Here is a 19,176-nt window from a genome sequence, read left to right on the forward strand (position 1 = left end):
ATCACGCGCCTGCGCGACGAGGGCAAAGTGGTGCTCTACGTGTCGCACCGTATGGAAGAAGTGTTCCGTATCTGTGACGCAGTGACGGTGTTCAAGGACGGCCGCTACGTGCGCACCTTCGAGGACATGAGCACGCTGACCCACGACCAGTTGGTGACTTGCATGGTCGGTCGCGATATTCAGGACATCTACGATTACCGCCCGCGAGAGCAAGGCGAAGTGGCGCTCAAGGTGGACGGCTTGCTCGGTCCTGGCCTGCGTGAACCGATCAGTTTCCAGGTGCGCAAGGGCGAGATCCTGGGCCTGTTCGGGCTGGTGGGCGCGGGGCGTACCGAGCTGTTTCGCCTGCTCAGTGGGTTAGAGCGCGCCAGTGCCGGCAGCCTGGAACTGTGCGGGCACGCGCTGCAACTGCGCTCACCCCGGGACGCCATCGCCGCCGGGGTATTGCTGTGTCCGGAGGATCGCAAGAAAGAGGGCATCATCCCGCTGGGCAGCGTCGCTGAAAACATCAACATCAGCGCCCGTGGTGCCCATTCCACCTTTGGCTGGCTGTTGCGCGAAGGCTGGGAGAAAGGCAACGCCGACCGACAGATCCAGGCGATGCGGGTCAAAACGCCGAACGCGGCGCAGAAGATCCTGTACCTGTCCGGCGGCAACCAACAGAAAGCCATTCTTGGCCGCTGGCTGTCGATGCCGATGAAGGTGTTGCTGCTCGACGAACCCACTCGCGGTATCGACATCGGCGCCAAGTCGGAGATCTACCAGATCATCCATAACCTGGCGGCCAGCGGCATTGCGGTGATTGTGGTGTCCAGCGACCTGATGGAGGTGATGGGCATCTGCGACCGCATCCTGGTGATGAGTGAAGGCGCCTTGACCGGTGAGTTACCCCGCGCCCAAGCGGATGAAGCGCGCCTGCTGCAACTGGCGCTGCCACAGTCGCGGGCTTGAACAAGAATAAGAGGGTTTGGCTATGTCTGAGGTAAAAACAGCAAAGGGCTTCTGGCCAGGTTTCAATCAGCGCAAATTTCTCGATGATTGGGTGATGCTGTTGGCGGCGCTGGGCATTTTTGTGCTCAGCGCGGTGTTCATCGATAACTTCCTGTCTCCGTTGAACATGCGCGGCCTCGGTCTGGCGATTTCCACCGTGGGCATCGCCGCCTGCACCATGCTGTTCTGCCTGGCGTCGGGGCACTTCGACTTGTCGGTGGGTTCGGTGATCGCCTGTGCCGGGGTGGTGGCGGGCATCGTGATGCGCGACACCGACAGCGTGGCACTCGGCGTGTCGGCAGCCTTGGCCATGGGCCTGGTGGTAGGGCTGATCAACGGCATTGTGATCGCCAAGCTGCGCATCAACGCGTTGATTGCCACCTTGGCGACCATGCAGATCGTGCGCGGACTGGCCTACATCTTCTCCAACGGCAAGGCGGTGGGGGTGATGAATGAAGGGTTCTTCGTGTTCGGCAACGGCCAGCTGCTGGGCGTGCCGGTGCCGATCATCATCACCGTGCTGTGCTTTGTGTTCTTTGGCTGGTTGCTCAATTACACCACTTACGGGCGCAACACTATGGCCATTGGCGGCAACCAGGAAGCCGCGTTACTCGCGGGGGTGAATGTCGATCGCACCAAGATCATCATCTTTGCCGTGCACGGTTTGATCGGCGCCTTGGCCGGGGTGATCCTCGCGTCACGCATGACCTCGGGCCAGCCGATGATTGGCCAGGGGTTCGAGCTGACCGTGATTTCGGCCTGTGTGCTGGGCGGTGTGTCGTTGAGCGGCGGCATTGGCATGATCCGCCATGTGATTGCCGGGGTGTTGATTCTGGCGATCATCGAGAATGCGATGAACCTGAAGAACATCGATACCTTTTATCAATATGTGATTCGTGGCTCGATCCTCTTGCTGGCCGTCATCATCGACCGCATGAAGCAACGCTGATGTTCGCCCTGTGAAGATCAAACTGTGGGAGCTGGCTTGCCTGCGATAGCGGTGTGTCAGCCAGCCCATCTTTAATTGACCCACCGCCATCGCAGGCAAGCCAGCTCCCACCTTGGATCTTCTGTGTTCAGGAGGGCGGTATTTGCCATAATGCCCCCGCTTTCATACTTATAGGCCCGATATGCAGGAAAACGCCCCCACCCCCGTCAAAGACGCCGCCCCCACCGGCACCCAGACCCTGTTGCGCGGCTTGGGGGTGGTGCAAGCGGTGGCGGCTGGTGCGCGGGATCTCAAGGAGATCGCCCGGCGCATTGGCACCACGCGCAGCACGACGCACCGCCTGGCCAGTTGCCTGGTGGACGAGCGTTACCTGCGTGTGGTGCCCCAGATCGGTTATCTGCTGGGGCCCAAGCTGATCGAGTTAGGGTTCCAGGCCCGTGAAGAGTTGCCCTTGGTGAACCTGGCGGTGCCTTACCTGGATGAATTGTCGGCGCTGACCGGCGATACCATTCACCTGGCGATTCGTGAGTACGACGAGGTGCTTTACCTGCACAAGAACCCCGGCCGCAATGGGCCGGAAATGCGCTCGCGGGTCGGCCATCGCATGCCGTTGGCGCGCACCGGTATCGGCAAGGCGTTGATGCTGGATGACTCGCCGCAGGAGTGGCAGCGCTTGTACGAGGAGAGCTTGCCGACGGCGGGCAAAAGCCTGCAATGGCCGCAGCACCCGGAGCAATCCTGGGCGCAGTTCGAACAGCGCATGCATGAGTATGTCGAGGGTGGCTACGCGTTTGACCTCGAAGACAACGAGCCTTCGATCCGCTGCGTGGCCGCACCGGTGCGCGATGCCAGCGGGCGCATCGTCGCCGGCATCAGCATCGCCAGTACGGTGCCCTACATGCCGCTGGAGAAAATGGCCGAGCTGATTCCTGTGATCAAACAGGTCGCAGCCCGGCTGTCAGCGGAGTTGGGCGCCAAGGCCTGATCAGGCTTTGAGGCTTGCCATGTCGATGACAAAGCGGTACTTCACATCACCGGCAATCATGCGTGCGTAAGCTTCGTTGATCTGCCGGATGTCGAGCATCTCGATGTCGCAGGTGATGTTGTGCTCGGCGCAGAAATCCAGGACTTCCTGGGTTTCGGCAATGCCGCCGATCAGCGAGCCGGCCAAGACTTTACGGCCCAATACCAGCTTGGCGGCATTGACGGGCGGGTCCACCGGCTCGATCAGGCCGACCAGGATATGCACGCCGTCAAAGCGCAGCACATCGAGGTAGGGGTTCAGGTCGTGCTGCACCGGGATGGTGTCGAGCAGGAAGTCGAAGTGCCCGGCAGCAGCTTTCATCTGCTCGGCATCAGTGGACACGATCACATGGTCGGCGCCCTGGCGACGGCCTTCCTCGGCCTTGCTCGCCGAACGCGTGAACAGCGTCACTTCGGCGCCCATGGCCTTGGCGAACTTGATGCCCATGTGGCCCAGACCACCCATGCCGAGGATCCCGACTTTATCGCCGGCTTTCACGCCGTAGTGCTTGAGCGGCGAGTAAGTGGTGATACCTGCACACAGGATCGGCGCAGCGCTGGCCAGGTCGAGCTTGGCCGGGATCTTCACCACGAAATGTTCGCTGACCACGATGCTGTCGGAGTAACCGCCCATGGTGTTGCTGCCATCCACGCGGTCCGGCGTGGCATAGGTCATGGTCGGGCCCTCGAGGCAGTATTGCTCAAGGTCCGATTGGCAGGCTTCGCAGTGACGGCACGAGTCCACCATGCAGCCTACGCCCACCAGGTCGCCGACTTTATGGGCAGTCACATTGGCGCCGACGGCGGTGACCTTGCCGACAATTTCGTGGCCCGGCATCAACGGGTACACGGCGATGCCCCACTCGTTGCGAGCCTGGTGGATATCGGAGTGGCACACGCCGCAGTAGAGAATCTCGATGGCCACGTCATCGACGCGCGGGCTGCGGCGTTCAAATGACATCGGGGCGAGGGGCGTGGTGGCCGACTGGGCGGCGTAACCGATGGCGGTGTACATAGTAAACCTCACAAAAGCTTGGACTGCAGAGGTGGCGAATTCTGCGCGTCGGCCTGGGGGCGCGAACATGGCAAATGCTCCGAGTCTCATGCCTATTCGTCCGGCAGTGCCTGAGGTTTGGATATATTGGCCGCCAGACCTGCGATGATGCTGTCATCCCTTATTCGCGAAGTTTTTTGCCATGCTGTTGACCCGCCATTTGGACGCCAATGCCACGCTGGTTGCCTTGATCGAAGGGCTCACGCCCCGCGACGGTTTTTCCCCGACTCACTTGCCCGGTGTGCAGGTGCTGCGCGCCAGTTGCGATGTGGCGCGTGGGCCGCAGATCTATGAGCCAAGCCTGATGTTCGTGGCCCAGGGCAGCAAAGTCGCCTACCTTGGCCCCCGCACGCTGGAGTATGGCGCCGGGCATTACCTGATCCAGGCGATGCCGGTGCCGTTCGAATGCGAGACCTTTGCCATGGCCCCCGAGGCGCCGCTGTATGGCGTGACGGTAGGCATCGACCGCGTGGTGTTGGGCGAGTTGGTGATTGCCATGGGCATGCAGGCCGGGCCACCGCCGACCGCGCAGACCTTGGAATCGATGAGTTCGGTGGTGCTGGACGATGCGATGCGTGGCTGCGTCGAGCGGTTGTTGCAGTGCCTGCACGATCCGCTGGAAAGCCGGATCATGGGCCCGGCGCGGGTGCGCGAATTGTTGTTCACCGCCTTGCGTGGGCCTCAGGCGGATGTGTTGCGTGCGCTGGTGGAACAACAGGGGCAGTTTTCGCGCATCGCCACCTCATTGAATCACCTGCATGCCCATTACGCCGAGCCGCTGAATATCGAGACGTTGGCCGGATTTGCGCACATGAGTGCCTCGACCTTTCATGAGCATTTCAAACGCTGCACCTTGTTGTCACCGGTGCAGTACCTCAAGCGCTTGCGGTTATTGAAGGCCCAGCAGTTGCTGCTGGTGGAAGGCATGAGTGTGGCGCAGGCGGCGCACAAGGTGGGGTACCAGAGTACGTCGCAGTTCAGCCGGGAGTACAAACGCTATTTCCTGCGCAACCCAGGTGAAGAGCGTGCCGCCTGACACCACGAGGTCATTGTGGGAGCTGGCTTGCCTGCGATAACGGTGGGTCAGCCATACATTTGGCACCTGAAGGCCGCCATCGCAGGCAAGCCAGCGCCCACATTTTGATCGATGTCGCCCACAAAAAAGGCTCCCATCTCGGGAGCCTTTTTGGGTTAAGCGAACGACTTACATATTCGGGTAAGTCGGCCCACCCGCACCTTCCGGTGTCACCCAGGTGATGTTCTGCGAAGGGTCCTTGATGTCACAGGTCTTGCAGTGCACGCAGTTCTGGGCGTTGATCTGGAAGCGCTTCTCGCCGTCTTCCTTGGTCACCACTTCATACACGCCAGCCGGGCAGTAGCGCTGCGCCGGTTCATCGTAGAGCGGCAGGTTGGTGCCGATCGGGATGCTTGGGTCTTTGAGCTTCAAGTGGCACGGCTGCTCTTCTTCATGGTTGGTGCCAGAGATGAACACCGAGCTCAGCTTGTCGAAGCTCAACTTGCCGTCGGGTTTGGGGTAGTCGATCTTCTGGCTGTCTTTGGCCAGCTTCAGGCAGGCGTAGTCCGGCTTGGTGTCGTGCAGGGTGAAAGGGATCTTGCCGCCGAAAATGTTCTGGTCGAGCCAGTTGAAACCGCCGCCAATGATTGCGCCGAACTTGTGCACGGCCGGGCCGAAATTGCGGCTGGCGAACAGTTCCTCATACAGCCAGCTGGCTTTGAAGCTGTCGACATACGCGGTCAGTTCGTCGCCGCCCTCGGATTCGGCAAACAGGCGGTCGGCCACGGCGTCGGCGGCGAGCATGCCGGACTTCATCGCGGTATGGCTGCCTTTGATCTTGGCGAAGTTCAGGGTGCCCAGATCGCAACCGATCAGCGCGCCACCCTTGAAGACCATCTTCGGCAGCGAATTCAGGCCACCTTTGCAGATCGCGCGGGCGCCGTAGCTGACCCGCTTGCCGCCTTCCAGGTACTGGGCCAGCACCGGGTGGTGCTTGAGGCGCTGGAACTCATCGAACGGCGACAGGAAGGTGTTGCTGTAGGACAGGTCGACGATCAGGCCGACCACCACCTGGTTGTTTTCCAGGTGATAGAGGAACGAGCCACCGGTGTTCTCGTTACCCATGATGTCCAGCGGCCAACCGGCGGTGTGCACCACCAGGCCCGGCTGGTGCTTGGCTGGGTCGATTTCCCAGATTTCCTTCAGACCGATGCCGTAGTGCTGGGCGTCGGCGTCGCTGTCCAGGTTGAAGCGCTGGATCAGTTGCTTACCGATGTGGCCACGGCAGCCTTCGGCGAACAGCGTGTACTTGCCACGCAGTTCCATGCCCGGGGTGTACAGGCCGTCTTTTGGCTTGCCTTCACGGTCAACGCCAAGGTCGCCGGTGATGATGCCGCGTACCACGCCGTTCTCGTCGAACAGCGCTTCCTGGGCGGCGAAGCCTGGGTAGATTTCCACGCCCAGGTTCTCGGCCTGCTGGGCCAGCCAGCGGCACAGGTTGCCCAGGGAAATGATGTAGTTGCCTTCGTTGTGCATGGTCTTGGGCACAAAGAAGTCGGGCACCTTGGTGGAGGCTTCCGGGCTGCGCAGTACATAGATGTCATCGCGCACCACCGGGGTGTTGAGCGGGGCGCCGAGTGCTTTCCAGTCCGGGAACAATTCGTTCAGGGCACGGGGTTCAAACACGGCACCGGAGAGGATGTGGGCGCCGACTTCGGAGCCTTTCTCGACCACGCAGACGCTGATTTCCTTACCGGCTTCGGCGGCCTTCTGCTTCAGTCGGCAGGCGGCAGACAGGCCAGCCGGGCCAGCGCCGACGATGACCACGTCGAATTCCATGTATTCGCGTTCCACAGGCTATCTCCTACTCAAGGCTCAACAGGCTTTTTTTCTAATGGGTGGAGGTTCGGTGTGGTTCTGCGCGAAGGCAGCACCCACCTGTCTCTCTAGGTGGCGCATTATATATAGACCACTGACAGCGTCCAATACAAACGTTTGTTTGAATTGCCTGCAGCCTAGATAAATCAAAGCAACGGGGCTTATGACTGACCATTTTGCCGTATTGACCAGAATAGGCGTTCCGGTCAAGATACGGTCGGTTTTGCGCTTCCCGTAGGCAGACTGCAGGTTTCAAGAGCACGTCCAAAGACAGGCTGAAGGCAATAAAGGTGATGCGCCCCCCAACGTTGGAGCGCAGTTTACACGCCGCGATAAAGAATGACCTCTCAGTCACCACTGACGAACGGTCGTCATTTCCCGTGTGCAAGGCCACTGCCGAGGTCTTTGGAGGTGCCCTTGTGTGCCGATGAGCATCAACCGCCAGGTTCGCCTAGGCGACTTTCTTTTCACCGGAGAGTAACGAGGAATCCATGAAGGTTCTTGTAGCTGTCAAACGCGTTGTCGATTACAACGTGAAAGTTCGCGTCAAGGCGGACAATTCCGGCGTCGACCTTGCTAACGTCAAGATGTCGATGAACCCTTTCTGCGAAATCGCTGTGGAAGAAGCCGTACGCCTGAAAGAGAAAGGCGTGGCGACGGAAATCGTCGTGGTGTCCATCGGGCCGACCACTGCCCAAGAGCAGTTGCGTACCGCTCTGGCCCTGGGCGCCGACCGCGCCATTCTGGTGGAGTCTGCTGAAGAGCTGACCTCCCTGGCCGTTGCCAAACTGCTCAAGGCCGTTGTCGACAAGGAACAGCCTCAGCTGGTGATCCTGGGCAAACAAGCCATCGACAGCGACAACAACCAGACTGGCCAGATGCTGGCTGCACTGACCGGTTACGGCCAGGGCACCTTCGCTTCGAAAGTCGAAGTGAGCGGCGACAGCGTTGCGGTTACCCGTGAAATCGACGGCGGCGCGCAGACGGTTTCCCTGAAACTGCCGGCCATCGTCACCACCGACCTGCGTTTGAACGAGCCGCGTTATGCGTCCCTGCCAAACATCATGAAAGCCAAGAAGAAGCCTCTGGAGACGCTGACTCCGGACGCTTTGGGCGTTTCCACCGCCTCTACCAACAAGACCGTCAAAGTCGAAGCGCCGGCTGCACGCAGCGCGGGCATCAAGGTCAAGTCGGTGGCTGAACTGGTCGAGAAACTGAAAAACGAAGCGAAGGTAATCTAATCATGACTATCTTGGTAATCGCTGAACACGACAACAAGGTACTGGCCCCGGCCACCCTGAACACCGTGGCCGCTGCCGCTAAAATCGGTGGGGATATCCACGTGCTGGTTGCTGGTCAGGGCGCTGGCGCCGTGGCTGAAGCGGCTGCAAAAATCGCAGGCGTGAGCAAAGTCCTGAACGCTGACAATGCCGCTTATGCGCATCAGCTGCCGGAAAACGTTGCACCGCTGGTCGCCGAGCTTGGCGCTGGCTACAGCCACATCCTGGCCGCCGCTACCTCCAACGGCAAAAACATCCTGCCACGCGTTGCCGCGCAGCTGGACGTTGACCAGATCTCCGAGATCATCTCGGTAGAAAGCGCCGACACCTTCAAGCGCCCGATCTACGCCGGTAACGCCATCGCTACCGTGCAGTCCAACGCCTCGGTCAAGGTCATCACCGTGCGCGCCACCGGTTTCGACCCGGTTGCTGCCGAAGGTGGCTCGGCTGCCGTTGAAGCCGTCTCCGCTGCCCACGACGCTGGCACTTCCAGCTTTGTCGGCGAAGAGCTGGCCAAGTCGGACCGTCCTGAACTGACCGCTGCCAAGATCGTCGTTTCGGGCGGTCGTGGCATGCAGAACGGTGACAACTTCAAACACCTGTACGCCCTGGCCGACAAGCTGGGTGCTGCGGTCGGCGCTTCCCGCGCTGCTGTCGACGCAGGCTTTGTACCCAACGACATGCAGGTCGGCCAGACCGGCAAGATCGTTGCGCCACAGCTGTACATCGCCGTCGGTATCTCCGGCGCTATCCAGCACTTGGCCGGTATGAAAGATTCCAAGGTGATCGTTGCGATCAACAAGGACGAAGAAGCGCCGATCTTCCAGGTAGCCGATTATGGCCTGGTGGCGGACTTGTTCGAAGCCGTACCTGAATTGGAGAAGCTGGTCTAATCCAGCCGCTTCACTTATAAAGAGCCCGGTCTTATGACCGGGTTTTTTTATTCCCTGTAGGAGCGAGCTTGCTCGCGAAAAATTCCCAGGCGCCGCATTTATTCAGAAAGCACGCGTTATCGTTGACGTTTTCGCGAGAAAGAACTTTACGGAGGAACATGCCATGGAACTGCGCCCTTGGACCGTACTGCTGGGCCTTGCGCTGGTGCCGAGCCAGACGCTCGCTGCCGGCAAGTGCGAGCGCCTGGTGATCACCGGCAGCCCGGACGCGCCGCCATTACTCTGGCGTGACCCCCAGGACCCTACCCACCTGATCGGCGCGACCGCTGACGTGCTGCAACAAGTGGGCAAGGACCTCGGGCTGAAAATCGACCTGCTCTACGGTGGCAAACGCTCCCTGGCCCTGGATGAAGCGCGTAGCGGGCGCATGGACATTCTCGCCGACGCACCGCTGAATCTGGGTGAGCTGGACCACTTCGACTACATCCATCCGGCGCTGATGCAGACCGACTACCTGGTATGGACGCGCAAGGATTCAGCCGTGGTCTATTCCACCGCCGCCGATTTGCACGGCCACAAAGGCGCAGTCTCGGAACGTGCGCGCTTGAGCGCGGAGTTCGAAACCTTCGCCAGCCAGCAACTCAACCTGCAACGCCTGCCCAACTTGACGCCGGCCTTCCAGAAACTGCTGTTGGGTGAGGTGGACTACGTGCTGGCCGGGCGCTATTCCGGCATGGCCATGGCCCAGACCCTGGGCATGAGTAATGACCTGGTGGCCCATGCGGTGCCTGTCGATCAGCCTGGCCTGTACCTGGCGATTTCCCACAACTCGGCCTGCAATGATCCTTGGCTTCGCGGACAGCTGACTAAAAAGATGACAGAATTGCCCGCCTCCGGTGCCGCTCAAGCCGCGCTGCAGCGCAATCTGGAGCGTTGGAAAGCGCAACTGCAACAACCTGTCGGCACCCCAACAAAGTAGGGATTTACAGTGACTTTTCGAGCTCTTTTCGCGGCCCTTGCCGTTGTCGCGCTGGCGGGATGCGCAACCGATCCTGCGCCGATCGAACAAATGCGCCTGACCCAGCAAGCCTTGGAACAAGCCACCGCGGTCGGGGCCAACACCGATGAATCCCCCGAACTGAAGCTGGCCGAAGAAAAATTCGCCCGGGCCAAGGGCAACATGGCCGACCAATCCTACAAACGTGCGCGTATGCGCGCCGAGCAGGCTGAGTTGGACGCGCGCCTGGCCGAGGCCAAAGTGCTGACCGGCAAGAGCCAGGAACAATTGAACGTGCTCAATACCCGTATCACTCGCCTGCGTAAGCAACTGCAGTTGGGAGACGCACAATGAGCCCGATGATCCGTAGTTTGAGCTGTGTACTGCTGCTGGGCGGCGCGGCCTTGGGCGGCTGTGCCAGCCAACCCACGAGCGAGCAGGCGTTGCAGCAGGCCGGCGATGACTTTCAAAAAGTCAAGGAAGACGCCAACGTACTGCGCTTCGCCCCCAAGGACGTGATCCGCGCCGGCGAGTCCCTGGCCCGCGCCGATCGCCTGTCCAGCTACTGGGGCAGCGGCGCGGATGTGGTGCATTACGCTTACCTGAGCCAGCGTTACAGCGCCATCGCCCGAGAGCACACCCAGCAGGGCCTGAATGCCGAACGCGGCACTCAACTGGAGTTGGAGCGTCAGCGCCTGCAACTGGCCTTGCGCGAAAACAAGCTGGCCAGCGTGCAACAGCAGGGCAAGTGGGTTGAAGCGCAAATCGCCAGCCTCACCACCCAGACCGATCGTGGCCTGGTGATGACCCTGGGGGACGTACTGTTCGACACTGGCGAAGCTGAACTGCAGAACTCGGCCAACCGCACGGTGCTCAAGATCGTGCAATTCCTGCAACTGAACCCCAAGCGTCGGGTGCGCATCGAGGGCTACACCGACAACACCGGTGGCGAGCAGGAAAACCTGAAACTGTCCCGCGACCGTGCTCAATCGGTGGCCGATCTGTTGATGGACCTGGGTATTGATGACAAGCGCATCGAGGTCGAGGGTTATGGCGACCAATACCCGGTGGAAGCCAATGCCTCCGAGCGTGGTCGTGCACAGAATCGCCGAGTGGAAATTGTGTTCTCTGACGAGAAGGGCCAATTGGGCGCAGCACGCTAAAGTCTGACGCAGATCCAAATTGTGGGAGCGGGCTTGCCCGCGAATGCGGTGGCTCAGTACCGAATGTACTGATTGACACACCGCTTTCGCGGGCAAGCCCGCTCCCACATTTCGTTTCGGCGATGCCCACCCCAGCTCCCCCGCAGTTTTTACTGTCACTCCCGCCCGCGCTCGACTATTGTGGCAACTGTCCCCGTACACTTCTAAACTGTGCCGGTATGTTTCACACAAAAATAAAATACCCGTGAAATCGAGTGCTGCGTCATGACCAATCTGTTGCTTTACCAACGTATTGCCCAGCAACTGGCTGAGGACATCCGGCGCGGTGTCTACCAACCGGGGGAGCGCGTGCCGTCGGTGCGCAAGATGAGTTCCCAGCTCAATGTGAGCCATGCCACGGTGCTGCAGGCCTACGCCAACCTGGAAGACCAGGGGCTGATCCGGGCGCGGCCGCAGTCGGGCTATTACGTGCACCAGACGCCAGCACTCACGGCGCCTACGCCTGATATCGCACGGGTCGAGCGCCCAGGGTTGGTCACCCGTAGCAGTATCATCCAGCAGGTGCTGGTCGAGTCGCGCCGCGAAGGGGTGTTTCCCTTGGGCGCGGCGGTGCCGAGTGTCGACTACCTGCCGGTGCGGGCACTGCATCAGCAGTTGGCCAAGGTCACGCGTTTCCAGAGCCCACGGGCCTTCAGCTACATGTTCAGCCCTGGCTTTGAACCATTGCGGCGCCAGGTGGCGATCCGTATGCGCGATGCGGGCGTGGTGGTGGACCCTTCCGAAGTGGTGATCACCCACGGCTGTGTCGATGCATTGCAAATGTCGTTGCGCGTGCTGACGCGCCCTGGCGACCTGATCGCGGCTGAATCACCCACCTATTACGGCCTGCTGCAATTGGCTGATCTGCTGGGCCTCAAGGTGATCGAGATCCCCAGCGACCCCGCCACAGGCATGAGCCTGGAAGCCCTGCAACTGGCCGCCAACCAATGGTCGATCAAGGCGCTGGTGTTGACCACGCGCCTGAGTAATCCGCTGGGCGGCACCATGCCGGAGGAGCGGCAGAAACAGTTGCTGCGCCTGGCCTCGGACTTCGATATCCAGATCGTCGAAGATGACATTTACGGCGAGTTGATGTTCGAACTCGGCCGCACCAAAGCCCTCAAGGCCTACGACCGCCTCGACCGGGTAATCTATTGCTCAAGCTTTTCCAAGACCTTGTCGCCGGGCGTGCGCATTGGTTGGATGATTGCCGGCAAGTACCAGCAGGAAATCCAGCGCCTGCAGATGTTCAGCACGCATTCTGCTTGCAGCGTCACGCAGATGGGCGTCGCGGCCTATCTGGAAAACGGTGGCTACGACCGTCATTTGCGCTACATCCGCCAGGAATACCGCAAGAACCTCAGTGCCTTCCAATTGGCGGTGCAGCAGTATTTCCCCGAAGGCACCCAGATGACCCGCCCGACCGGCGGCTTTATCTTGTGGGTCAGTTTGCCGGGGCGGGTCAATACTCAGGAACTGCATGTGCGTGCCCTGCAACAAGGCATCAGCATTGCGCCAGGGCTGATTTTCAGTAATACCGAACAGTTCAACCACTGTATTCGCCTCAATTGCGGCACGCCGTGGAACCGTGAGGCGGAGAGGGCGTTGATGACCCTGGGAATGCTTGCCAGCCAGCTGTGCCAGGAGGCCGCAGCGGGTTTTTGAGGCGAGCAAAAGGGCACAAGACTGATCTGTGCCCTTGTCATGCCGCGCACAACAAGCGAGCATATGGCCTTCTGCCGTTAATGCTGTTGGCGATATGACTTCTATTTTTCGCGTTACGTTGATGCTTGGTCTGCTGAGCCTGTGCAATGCCGGGAGCGTACTGGCTGCAGCGCCGGTGGCTGAAGGCAAGCCTGCTGTCGGTGCCGAGCAAAAGACCTCAGCCAAGCAGCCAGCGCCTGCGAAAAAAGCCCCCGCCGCACAAAAGAAAGCCGCCTCGACCAAAAAGCGTGCACCCGTGGCGAGCAAGTCCAAGTCGGCCCATGAAGTCGCCCAGACCAAACTGCCACCGGCACAGTTGGACCTGTCCCTGCCTTCGGACATGGTCAGGCACTTGCAACCCATCGGTACCATGCCCAAGCCCAAGAGTGTGCCCTTGCTGCCGCCAATGTTTGGCGAAAAGCCCACCGACAACAGCGCGTTTCAGATCAACGGCCGCTTGCTCAGCAATGAGATGAAGCTGCAACTGCGTAACGAAGAGCGCCGTGATGTTGAAGGCGCTGCGCTGGATTTCGAATTCAAGCAATAAACTTTCGCACCACAGGTGACCCAGGTCGCCGACCATCTGTCGCAGACTGGTCGGTCACTTTTGTTTTGTGCGAAAAACCCCTGTTGGGCCATTTTAAAACGTCTGTTTAAGGGCGTACTCTAGCCCGGCCATCCCTATTGAGTCGTCGAGGACCTGCTGGTCATGAAATGCCGTGAAGGCTGTGGCGCATGCTGCATTGCCCCCTCCATCAGTTCACCGTTGCCGGGAATGCCCCATGGCAAGCCCGCTGGCGTTCGCTGCGTGCACTTGTCGGTGGAACAACTGTGCCAGTTGTTCGGTCAACCGCAGCGGCCAGCCGTATGCAGTGATTTCAAGGCCGATATTGAGGTGTGCGGCAATGACCAGGCCGATGCCATTCGCCTGATCGGTTGGTGGGAACAGATGACGGCGGCTTGATGGGCTTTACTATCGGAACTTCAACAATAAGGAATACAACGATGGGTTCGCTGAAACGAGTGGCTGTACTGTGCGGTTTTACGCTGTTGTTGGCGGCTACTGCCCAGGCTGAGGATTGGCAAGTCGCCAAGGACGAAGACGGTATCAAAGTCTCCCTGAGCGAGATTGCTGGTTCCAAGTACAAGGCGTATCGCGGTGTGACGGTGATCAAGGCGCCTTTGGCCAAGGTCCAGGCGCTGCAGGAAGATGTGGCCGGTGCTTGCGCATGGATCCATGAATGCAAATCCCAGCAACTCGTCGATAAGAAAGGTGACGAGGCCTGGACCTACACCCAGTTCAAGGCCCCGTTCCCCGTGACGGACCGCGACTCGTACATCCACGTCACCACCACCAAAGCCGCTGACGGCACGGTCACGCGCAAACTGGAAGGTGTGCCGACCTACAAGCCAGAAGCAAAAGGCTACGTGCGGGTTGCCCAGGTGGACGGTTTCTGGAAACTGGTGCCAAAGGGCGATAACCAGACCGAAGTCACCTACCAGGTACACACCGAGCCAGGCGGCAGCGTACCTTCGTGGCTGGCCAACAAGTTCGTGGTGGAAGCGCCGTTCAATACCTTGAAAGCCTTGAAAGAACACGCTGAAAAATAAGTGCAGTTGATCCGGTGCCTCCGGGCTTGAGCGGAACGTTTTGCGCGCCGCCAAGGTCCAGATACTTGTAAGCCCACCTATGGGTTTTATCGAGGAGGCACCGATGCAAACGTGGCAAATTACCTTCGTTGATGATCACGGTGAAAAGTCCGTGCAGCAGTTCACCTGCGAACAAAAGCCCAGCCTCGAAGACGCTGCGCATATGATTCGTGCGAAGCTGGTGCCGATTGCTGCCGAACTCGATCTCAATGACCTGGATGGCCGTAAACCCGAGCCGACGGTCAAGATTCTCAAAGACCAGAACAGTATCCAGATTCTCGATATTTCTCCCTCCGTCTAAACATTTTTCACACGCCACACGAGCACCTCTGGTGGAGGTGATAGCTTCGCGCTACTCTGCAATCGAGATCAGCGAATGAATCGCTAAGGTCTGGTCTTGTCAGCTACATGCTTGTTTTCCTGCGGCGTTGTTATGCCGTGGTGCCCGCGCCAGCAGGGCGCGGGGCTTCAGGAAGCACGGAAAGTCTATCCATCGGTTTGAGGAGGACGTTTCATGAGCACAGCCTATCAAGAAGACATCAGCACCAACGTACTGCGCCGCATGAAAGAAGGCGGCTTTGACTTCTCGCGTTTTCACCCCATCGAGTTCTACGCCATTTTCCCGGATGAGGAACGGGCGCGCAGGGCGGCGGGTCGATTTCGTGGGGAGTCCCTCAATGCCCAGGTCAGCGCGCGCGACGATGGCGCCTGGTACCTGGAACTGAGCAAAATCATGTTCGCAACCTACGACGGCATAGGAGATTTCGAGCAAGACTTTGAAGCAGTGGTCGAGCCCCTGGGAGGGATCATCGAAGGATGGGGCGTCAAGCAGGAGGTGCGTGGGTTACCCATGTAGTTGGTATTTATGAGCACCACAGCGTATCGGCTGACCTTTGGGTCGGCCGATTTTGTTTGGACGGCGTTTTACGTGCAAAAAAAAGCCACCCGGATAGGGTGGCGGAAAGGGAAGCTCAAGGGAGTAGATCAGTACACGAAGTAACACGATATCGCTTGCACAAAAGGTTTCGCTGTAGGACATCTCCTGTTCAGCCAATGGAGGTGATTATCCGCAGCGCCAGCCGGGCAGTGAAATCAACTCTGGCTATGCTGTTGATAGTCAAAGACCGCATTGCAATGAGGCGCGCGACGTGACCCAAGCCATTGTGAGCACCAGGACGGTGCGAGGAATGCGCTTGGATTATTCAACTGGTTGATTATTAAGTGTTTATGCCGCTGGCACGGGCCTTGCGAAGGTTCTTGCGTCCGGGTGACAAGGAGTACGGCATGATCCGCACTTATTACGATGAAATGTACGATGGGGCAGGGCAGGTTCGCCCCCATTATCGCGAGTTCGCCCGTTGGCTGGCCGACACCCCTGCCGAACTGCTGGCCCAGCGCCGGCGTGAAGCCGATTTGCTGTTCCACCGCGCCGGTATCACCTTCACCCTCTACGGGGACGAACAAGGCACCGAGCGCCTGATCCCCTTCGACACCATCCCCCGCAGCATTCCAGCGAGTGAATGGCGGATTGTCGAGCGCGGCTGCATCCAGCGGGTCAAGGCGCTGAACCTGTTCCTCGCCGACCTGTACCACGATCAACGCATCATCAAGGCCGGCATCATCCCCGCCGAACAGGTACTGGCCAACGAGCAATACCAGTTGGCAATGCAGGGCCTGGATTTGCACCGCGATATCTATTCGCACATCTCCGGGGTCGACCTCGTACGCGATGGCGACGGCACGTACTACGTGCTCGAGGACAACCTGCGCACGCCCAGCGGTGTCAGCTACATGCTTGAAGACCGCAAAATGATGATGCGTCTGTTCCCCGAGCTGTTCGCGGCCCAGCGCATCGCGCCCATCGACCATTACCCCAACCTGCTGCTCGACACCCTCAAAAGCGCCAGCCCCCTGGATAACCCCAGTGTGGTGGTACTGACGCCCGGGCGTTTCAATAGCGCGTTCTTCGAACATGCCTTCCTGGCTCGGGAAATGGGTGTGGAATTGGTAGAAGGTGCGGATTTGTTCGTGCGCGATGAGCGTGTGTTCATGCGCACCACCGACGGGCCCAAGGCTGTCGATGTGATCTACCGTCGCCTTGATGATGCGTTCCTTGACCCGCTGGCCTTCAACCCGGACTCCATGCTCGGTGTGCCCGGCCTGCTCGCCGCCTACCGTTGCGGCAATGTGGTGCTGGCCAACGCCATTGGCACCGGGGTTGCGGACGACAAATCTGTGTATCCGTTCGTCACCGAGATGATTCGCTTCTACCTCGACGAAGAGCCGATCCTGCAGAACGTTCCGACCTTCCAATGCCGTAAGCCTGACGAATTGTCCCACGTACTGGCCAACCTGCCCGAGCTGGTGGTCAAGGAAACCCAGGGTTCCGGTGGTTACGGCATGTTGGTTGGACCGGCGTCTACCACGGCAGAAATCGAAGCGTTCCGGGCACGTATCAAGGCCAAGCCACACGCTTATATCGCGCAGCCGACCCTGTGCTTGTCTACCTGCCCGACTTTTGTCGAGAACGGCATCGCCCCGCGCCACATAGACCTGCGCCCTTTCGTGTTGTCCGGCAAGGAGACCCGCGTGGTACCGGGTGGCCTGACCCGCGTGGCGCTGCGCGAAGGCTCGCTGGTGGTCAACTCGTCCCAGGGCGGCGGAACCAAGGACACCTGGGTGGTCGAGGGCTGATGCCATGTTGAGTAGAACTGCCTCGGATTTGTACTGGATGTCGCGCTACCTGGAGCGCGCCAAAAACCTCGCGCGCATGCTCGATGTCAGCTATTCGCTGTCGCTGATGCCCCAGGACGGGCGCGGCGATGGCCTGCACGAGTTGGCCATGCCGCTGTTGATCACCGGCACCCTGGAGGATTACCACGAGCGCCATGGCCCCTTGCACGCTGAACGCTTGCTGCACTTTTTTGCCCTGGACGCGGCCAACCCGGCGAGCATCTACAGCTGTCTGGGTGCGGCGCGGGCCAGCGCTCACGCTGTACGTGGGCGAATCACCGCCGACATGTGGGAAAACATCAATGCCACTTGGCTGGACATACGCGATATCGCCCAGCAGGGCCTGAGCCATTACGGCATGAGCCGGTTTTGTGAGTGGGTCAAGGAGCGCTCCCATCTGTTTCGGGGCGCCACTTACGGCACTATCATGCGCAACGATGCCTTCCGCTTTATTCGCCTGGGCACCTTTATCGAGCGCGCCGATAACACCCTGCGCTTGCTCGATGCCCGCTACGAAATGGCCGGCGAACACGCGGCGGTCGTCAGCGATGGCACGGCTCACGCGTATTACCAATGGAGTGCGTTGCTGCGCGCACTGTCGTCATTCGAGGCGTACACCGAGATTTATCGCGATGCCCCGGGGGCTCGGCAAGTGGCCGAGCTGCTGCTGTTACGCGCGGATGTGCCGCGTTCGCTGCGCGCTTGCAGCGAAGAGATCGACCAGATCCTCGCCAGCCTGCCCGGCATCAACGGCCGCCCGGCCCAGCGCCTGGCCGCCGAGATGGATGCGCGCCTGCGCTTTACCGCCATCGACGAAATCCTCGAAGAAGGCCTGCATGCCTGGCTGACCGACTTTATCCCCTTGGTCCGCCAGTTGGGCGACGCCATCTACAGTTCCTACCTGGAGGCGGCATGAGACTCTCCATCAGCCACGACACTACCTACCACTACGAAGACCAGGTGCGCGCCAGCATCCAGTACCTGCGCCTGACGCCCCATGACAGCGAGCGCCAACACGTGCTGAGCTGGCAACTCGACCTGCCGCGCCCGGTGCGGGCACAGGTGGACCCCTTCGGCAATATCTTGCATGTGCTCACGCTGGACGAACCCCACGACGCCATCATCATCGGCGCCCGGGGCGTGGTGGAGATCGATGAATTGCGCGAGGCCGAACACGAAAGTCAGTCTGCCTTTCCGTTCCTGCGCTCCACTCGCCTCACCGAGCCCGACGACGCCCTGCGCGGGTTTGCCGAGCAACACTGCCATCAGCGTCGTGATCGCACGGCGCTTATCGACTTGATGCACGCGCTTAACCACACCATGGTCTACACCCCCGGCGCGACCGACGTCGATACCTGCGCCGCCCAGGCCTTTGCAGGTGCAGCAGGGGTGTGCCAGGACCACACCCATGCGTTCCTGGCCTGCGCACGCAGCCTGGGGATCCCTGCGCGGTATGTGTCGGGGTATCTGTATACCGAAGACAGCACGCACCTGGCCAGCCATGCCTGGGCCGAAGCCTGGCTGGATGACGCCTGGTACAGCTTTGACGTGACCAACCAACTGGCGCGGCCGGAGCGGCACTTGAAGCTGGCCGTGGGCCTGGACTACCTCGACGCCTGCCCGGTCCGGGGCATGCGCCGTGGCGGTGGGCATGAGCAGATGCATGCCAAGGTATTCGTGGCGCCGCAGCAATGACCGATAACGGTAGGGGCGAGCTTTGATCGTTCCCACGCTCTGCGTGGGAATGCAGCCGAGGACGCTCCGCGTCCCAAAGCGTGACGCAGAGCATCACAAGAGGCGTTCCCACG

Annotated in this window: 20 protein-coding genes; 18 read left to right on the top strand and 2 right to left on the bottom strand. The window is 60.2% G+C overall.

Annotation, left to right across the window (positions count from 1 at the left end):
- From BT199_RS00005 to BT199_RS00015, 3 genes are all read left to right on the top strand, one after another.
- Nucleotides 1-951: ATP-binding cassette domain-containing protein (locus BT199_RS00005; RefSeq protein WP_139271587.1), on the top strand; the 951-nt coding region annotated here is incomplete at its 5' end.
- A gap of 22 nt (nucleotides 952-973) precedes the next feature.
- The gene (gene araH, locus BT199_RS00010; protein ID WP_014719542.1) at nucleotides 974-1,939 is read left to right on the top strand and encodes an L-arabinose ABC transporter permease AraH; all 966 of its coding nucleotides are present in this window, start codon (nucleotides 974-976) and stop codon (nucleotides 1,937-1,939) included.
- A gap of 181 nt (nucleotides 1,940-2,120) precedes the next feature.
- Nucleotides 2,121-2,924, top strand: a complete 804-nt coding sequence (locus BT199_RS00015; RefSeq protein ID WP_038451219.1) for an IclR family transcriptional regulator — start codon at nucleotides 2,121-2,123, stop codon at nucleotides 2,922-2,924.
- Here BT199_RS00015 and BT199_RS00020 read toward each other — a convergent pair whose 3' ends face one another.
- Entirely contained in the window at nucleotides 2,925-3,977 is a 1,053-nt protein-coding gene (locus BT199_RS00020; RefSeq protein WP_014719540.1) for an NAD(P)-dependent alcohol dehydrogenase, read from the bottom strand.
- Nucleotides 3,978-4,158: 181 nt separating this feature from the next.
- On the opposite strand from BT199_RS00020, the gene BT199_RS00025 reads away from it, so the two are divergent.
- Nucleotides 4,159-5,052 (top strand): AraC family transcriptional regulator, encoded by an 894-nt coding sequence (locus BT199_RS00025; RefSeq protein ID WP_003193483.1) that lies wholly within the window; start codon nucleotides 4,159-4,161, stop codon nucleotides 5,050-5,052.
- A gap of 168 nt (nucleotides 5,053-5,220) precedes the next feature.
- Here the strand turns inward: BT199_RS00025 and BT199_RS00030 are convergent, their stop codons facing one another.
- On the bottom strand, nucleotides 5,221-6,885 hold the full coding sequence (locus BT199_RS00030) for an electron transfer flavoprotein-ubiquinone oxidoreductase (protein ID WP_020301874.1): 1,665 nt from the start codon (nucleotides 6,883-6,885) through the stop codon (nucleotides 5,221-5,223).
- Nucleotides 6,886-7,400: 515 nt separating this feature from the next.
- On the opposite strand from BT199_RS00030, the gene BT199_RS00035 reads away from it, so the two are divergent.
- The 14 genes from BT199_RS00035 to BT199_RS00100 all read left to right on the top strand — a co-directional run bounded on the left by BT199_RS00035 (nucleotide 7,401) and on the right by BT199_RS00100 (nucleotide 19,063).
- Entirely contained in the window at nucleotides 7,401-8,150 is a 750-nt protein-coding gene (locus BT199_RS00035) for an electron transfer flavoprotein subunit beta/FixA family protein (RefSeq protein WP_014719538.1), read from the top strand.
- A 2-nt stretch (nucleotides 8,151-8,152) separates the two neighbouring features.
- Nucleotides 8,153-9,082 (top strand): electron transfer flavoprotein subunit alpha/FixB family protein, encoded by a 930-nt coding sequence (locus BT199_RS00040; protein WP_034120769.1) that lies wholly within the window; start codon nucleotides 8,153-8,155, stop codon nucleotides 9,080-9,082.
- A gap of 163 nt (nucleotides 9,083-9,245) precedes the next feature.
- Entirely contained in the window at nucleotides 9,246-10,061 is an 816-nt protein-coding gene (locus BT199_RS00045; RefSeq protein ID WP_072433641.1) for a substrate-binding periplasmic protein, read from the top strand.
- Nucleotides 10,062-10,070: 9 nt separating this feature from the next.
- Complete coding sequence (locus BT199_RS00050; protein WP_072433642.1) at nucleotides 10,071-10,433, top strand: DUF4398 domain-containing protein; 363 nt, start codon at nucleotides 10,071-10,073, stop codon at nucleotides 10,431-10,433.
- Nucleotides 10,430-11,242 carry an OmpA family protein gene (locus BT199_RS00055; RefSeq protein ID WP_019820595.1) on the top strand — a complete coding sequence of 271 codons (813 nt, stop codon included), beginning with the start codon at nucleotides 10,430-10,432 and terminating at the stop codon, nucleotides 11,240-11,242. Before BT199_RS00050 ends, BT199_RS00055 begins: the two co-directional genes overlap by 4 nt.
- A gap of 264 nt (nucleotides 11,243-11,506) precedes the next feature.
- Nucleotides 11,507-12,946: an aminotransferase-like domain-containing protein gene (locus tag BT199_RS00060; RefSeq protein ID WP_003193472.1), complete on the top strand. Its 1,440-nt coding sequence runs from the start codon at nucleotides 11,507-11,509 to the stop codon at nucleotides 12,944-12,946.
- A 94-nt stretch (nucleotides 12,947-13,040) separates the two neighbouring features.
- Complete coding sequence (locus BT199_RS00065; RefSeq protein ID WP_014719533.1) at nucleotides 13,041-13,532, top strand: hypothetical protein; 492 nt, start codon at nucleotides 13,041-13,043, stop codon at nucleotides 13,530-13,532.
- Nucleotides 13,533-13,694: 162 nt separating this feature from the next.
- The gene (locus BT199_RS00070) at nucleotides 13,695-13,949 is read left to right on the top strand and encodes a YkgJ family cysteine cluster protein (RefSeq protein ID WP_072433643.1); all 255 of its coding nucleotides are present in this window, start codon (nucleotides 13,695-13,697) and stop codon (nucleotides 13,947-13,949) included.
- Nucleotides 13,950-13,990: 41 nt separating this feature from the next.
- A complete protein-coding gene (locus BT199_RS00075) occupies nucleotides 13,991-14,596 on the top strand; it encodes an START domain-containing protein (RefSeq protein ID WP_060767362.1) in 606 nt (201 codons plus the stop codon).
- A gap of 103 nt (nucleotides 14,597-14,699) precedes the next feature.
- A complete protein-coding gene (locus BT199_RS00080; protein WP_072433644.1) occupies nucleotides 14,700-14,936 on the top strand; it encodes a hypothetical protein in 237 nt (78 codons plus the stop codon).
- Between the two features lie 213 nt (nucleotides 14,937-15,149).
- Nucleotides 15,150-15,491: a ribonuclease E inhibitor RraB gene (locus BT199_RS00085; protein WP_003193463.1), complete on the top strand. Its 342-nt coding sequence runs from the start codon at nucleotides 15,150-15,152 to the stop codon at nucleotides 15,489-15,491.
- 428 nt (nucleotides 15,492-15,919) lie between these two features.
- Nucleotides 15,920-17,329, top strand: coding sequence for a circularly permuted type 2 ATP-grasp protein (locus tag BT199_RS00090; RefSeq protein ID WP_014719529.1), 1,410 nt, complete (start codon nucleotides 15,920-15,922; stop codon nucleotides 17,327-17,329).
- 4 nt (nucleotides 17,330-17,333) lie between these two features.
- Nucleotides 17,334-18,284: an alpha-E domain-containing protein gene (locus BT199_RS00095; protein ID WP_072433645.1), complete on the top strand. Its 951-nt coding sequence runs from the start codon at nucleotides 17,334-17,336 to the stop codon at nucleotides 18,282-18,284.
- Nucleotides 18,281-19,063, top strand: a complete 783-nt coding sequence (locus BT199_RS00100) for a transglutaminase family protein (RefSeq protein WP_019820589.1) — start codon at nucleotides 18,281-18,283, stop codon at nucleotides 19,061-19,063. Before BT199_RS00095 ends, BT199_RS00100 begins: the two co-directional genes overlap by 4 nt.
- Nucleotides 19,064-19,176 lie beyond the last annotated feature (113 nt).

Origin of the sequence: Pseudomonas sp. NFR02 (genome assembly GCF_900119375.1) — a bacterium.
Classification (GTDB): domain Bacteria; phylum Pseudomonadota; class Gammaproteobacteria; order Pseudomonadales; family Pseudomonadaceae; genus Aquipseudomonas; species Aquipseudomonas paracarnis.

Excerpts from the sequence above, each read along its gene's own strand:
- BT199_RS00080 (WP_072433644.1), top strand. The coding sequence starts at position 14,700 with ATGCAAACGTGGCAAATTACCTTCGTTGATGATCACGGTGAAAAGTCC.
- BT199_RS00065 (WP_014719533.1), top strand. The coding sequence starts at position 13,041 with ATGACTTCTATTTTTCGCGTTACGTTGATGCTTGGTCTGCTGAGCCTG.
- BT199_RS00070 (WP_072433643.1), top strand. The coding sequence starts at position 13,695 with ATGAAATGCCGTGAAGGCTGTGGCGCATGCTGCATTGCCCCCTCCATC.
- BT199_RS00060 (WP_003193472.1), top strand. The coding sequence starts at position 11,507 with ATGACCAATCTGTTGCTTTACCAACGTATTGCCCAGCAACTGGCTGAG.
- BT199_RS00055 (WP_019820595.1), top strand. The coding sequence starts at position 10,430 with ATGAGCCCGATGATCCGTAGTTTGAGCTGTGTACTGCTGCTGGGCGGC.
- BT199_RS00100 (WP_019820589.1), top strand. The coding sequence starts at position 18,281 with ATGAGACTCTCCATCAGCCACGACACTACCTACCACTACGAAGACCAG.
- BT199_RS00015 (WP_038451219.1), top strand. The coding sequence starts at position 2,121 with ATGCAGGAAAACGCCCCCACCCCCGTCAAAGACGCCGCCCCCACCGGC.
- BT199_RS00040 (WP_034120769.1), top strand. The coding sequence starts at position 8,153 with ATGACTATCTTGGTAATCGCTGAACACGACAACAAGGTACTGGCCCCG.
- BT199_RS00045 (WP_072433641.1), top strand. The coding sequence starts at position 9,246 with ATGGAACTGCGCCCTTGGACCGTACTGCTGGGCCTTGCGCTGGTGCCG.
- BT199_RS00035 (WP_014719538.1), top strand. The coding sequence starts at position 7,401 with ATGAAGGTTCTTGTAGCTGTCAAACGCGTTGTCGATTACAACGTGAAA.
- BT199_RS00085 (WP_003193463.1), top strand. The coding sequence starts at position 15,150 with ATGAGCACAGCCTATCAAGAAGACATCAGCACCAACGTACTGCGCCGC.
- BT199_RS00075 (WP_060767362.1), top strand. The coding sequence starts at position 13,991 with ATGGGTTCGCTGAAACGAGTGGCTGTACTGTGCGGTTTTACGCTGTTG.
- araH (WP_014719542.1), top strand. The coding sequence starts at position 974 with ATGTCTGAGGTAAAAACAGCAAAGGGCTTCTGGCCAGGTTTCAATCAG.
- BT199_RS00090 (WP_014719529.1), top strand. The coding sequence starts at position 15,920 with ATGATCCGCACTTATTACGATGAAATGTACGATGGGGCAGGGCAGGTT.
- BT199_RS00020 (WP_014719540.1), bottom strand. The coding sequence starts at position 3,977 with ATGTACACCGCCATCGGTTACGCCGCCCAGTCGGCCACCACGCCCCTC.
- BT199_RS00025 (WP_003193483.1), top strand. The coding sequence starts at position 4,159 with ATGCTGTTGACCCGCCATTTGGACGCCAATGCCACGCTGGTTGCCTTG.
- BT199_RS00095 (WP_072433645.1), top strand. The coding sequence starts at position 17,334 with ATGTTGAGTAGAACTGCCTCGGATTTGTACTGGATGTCGCGCTACCTG.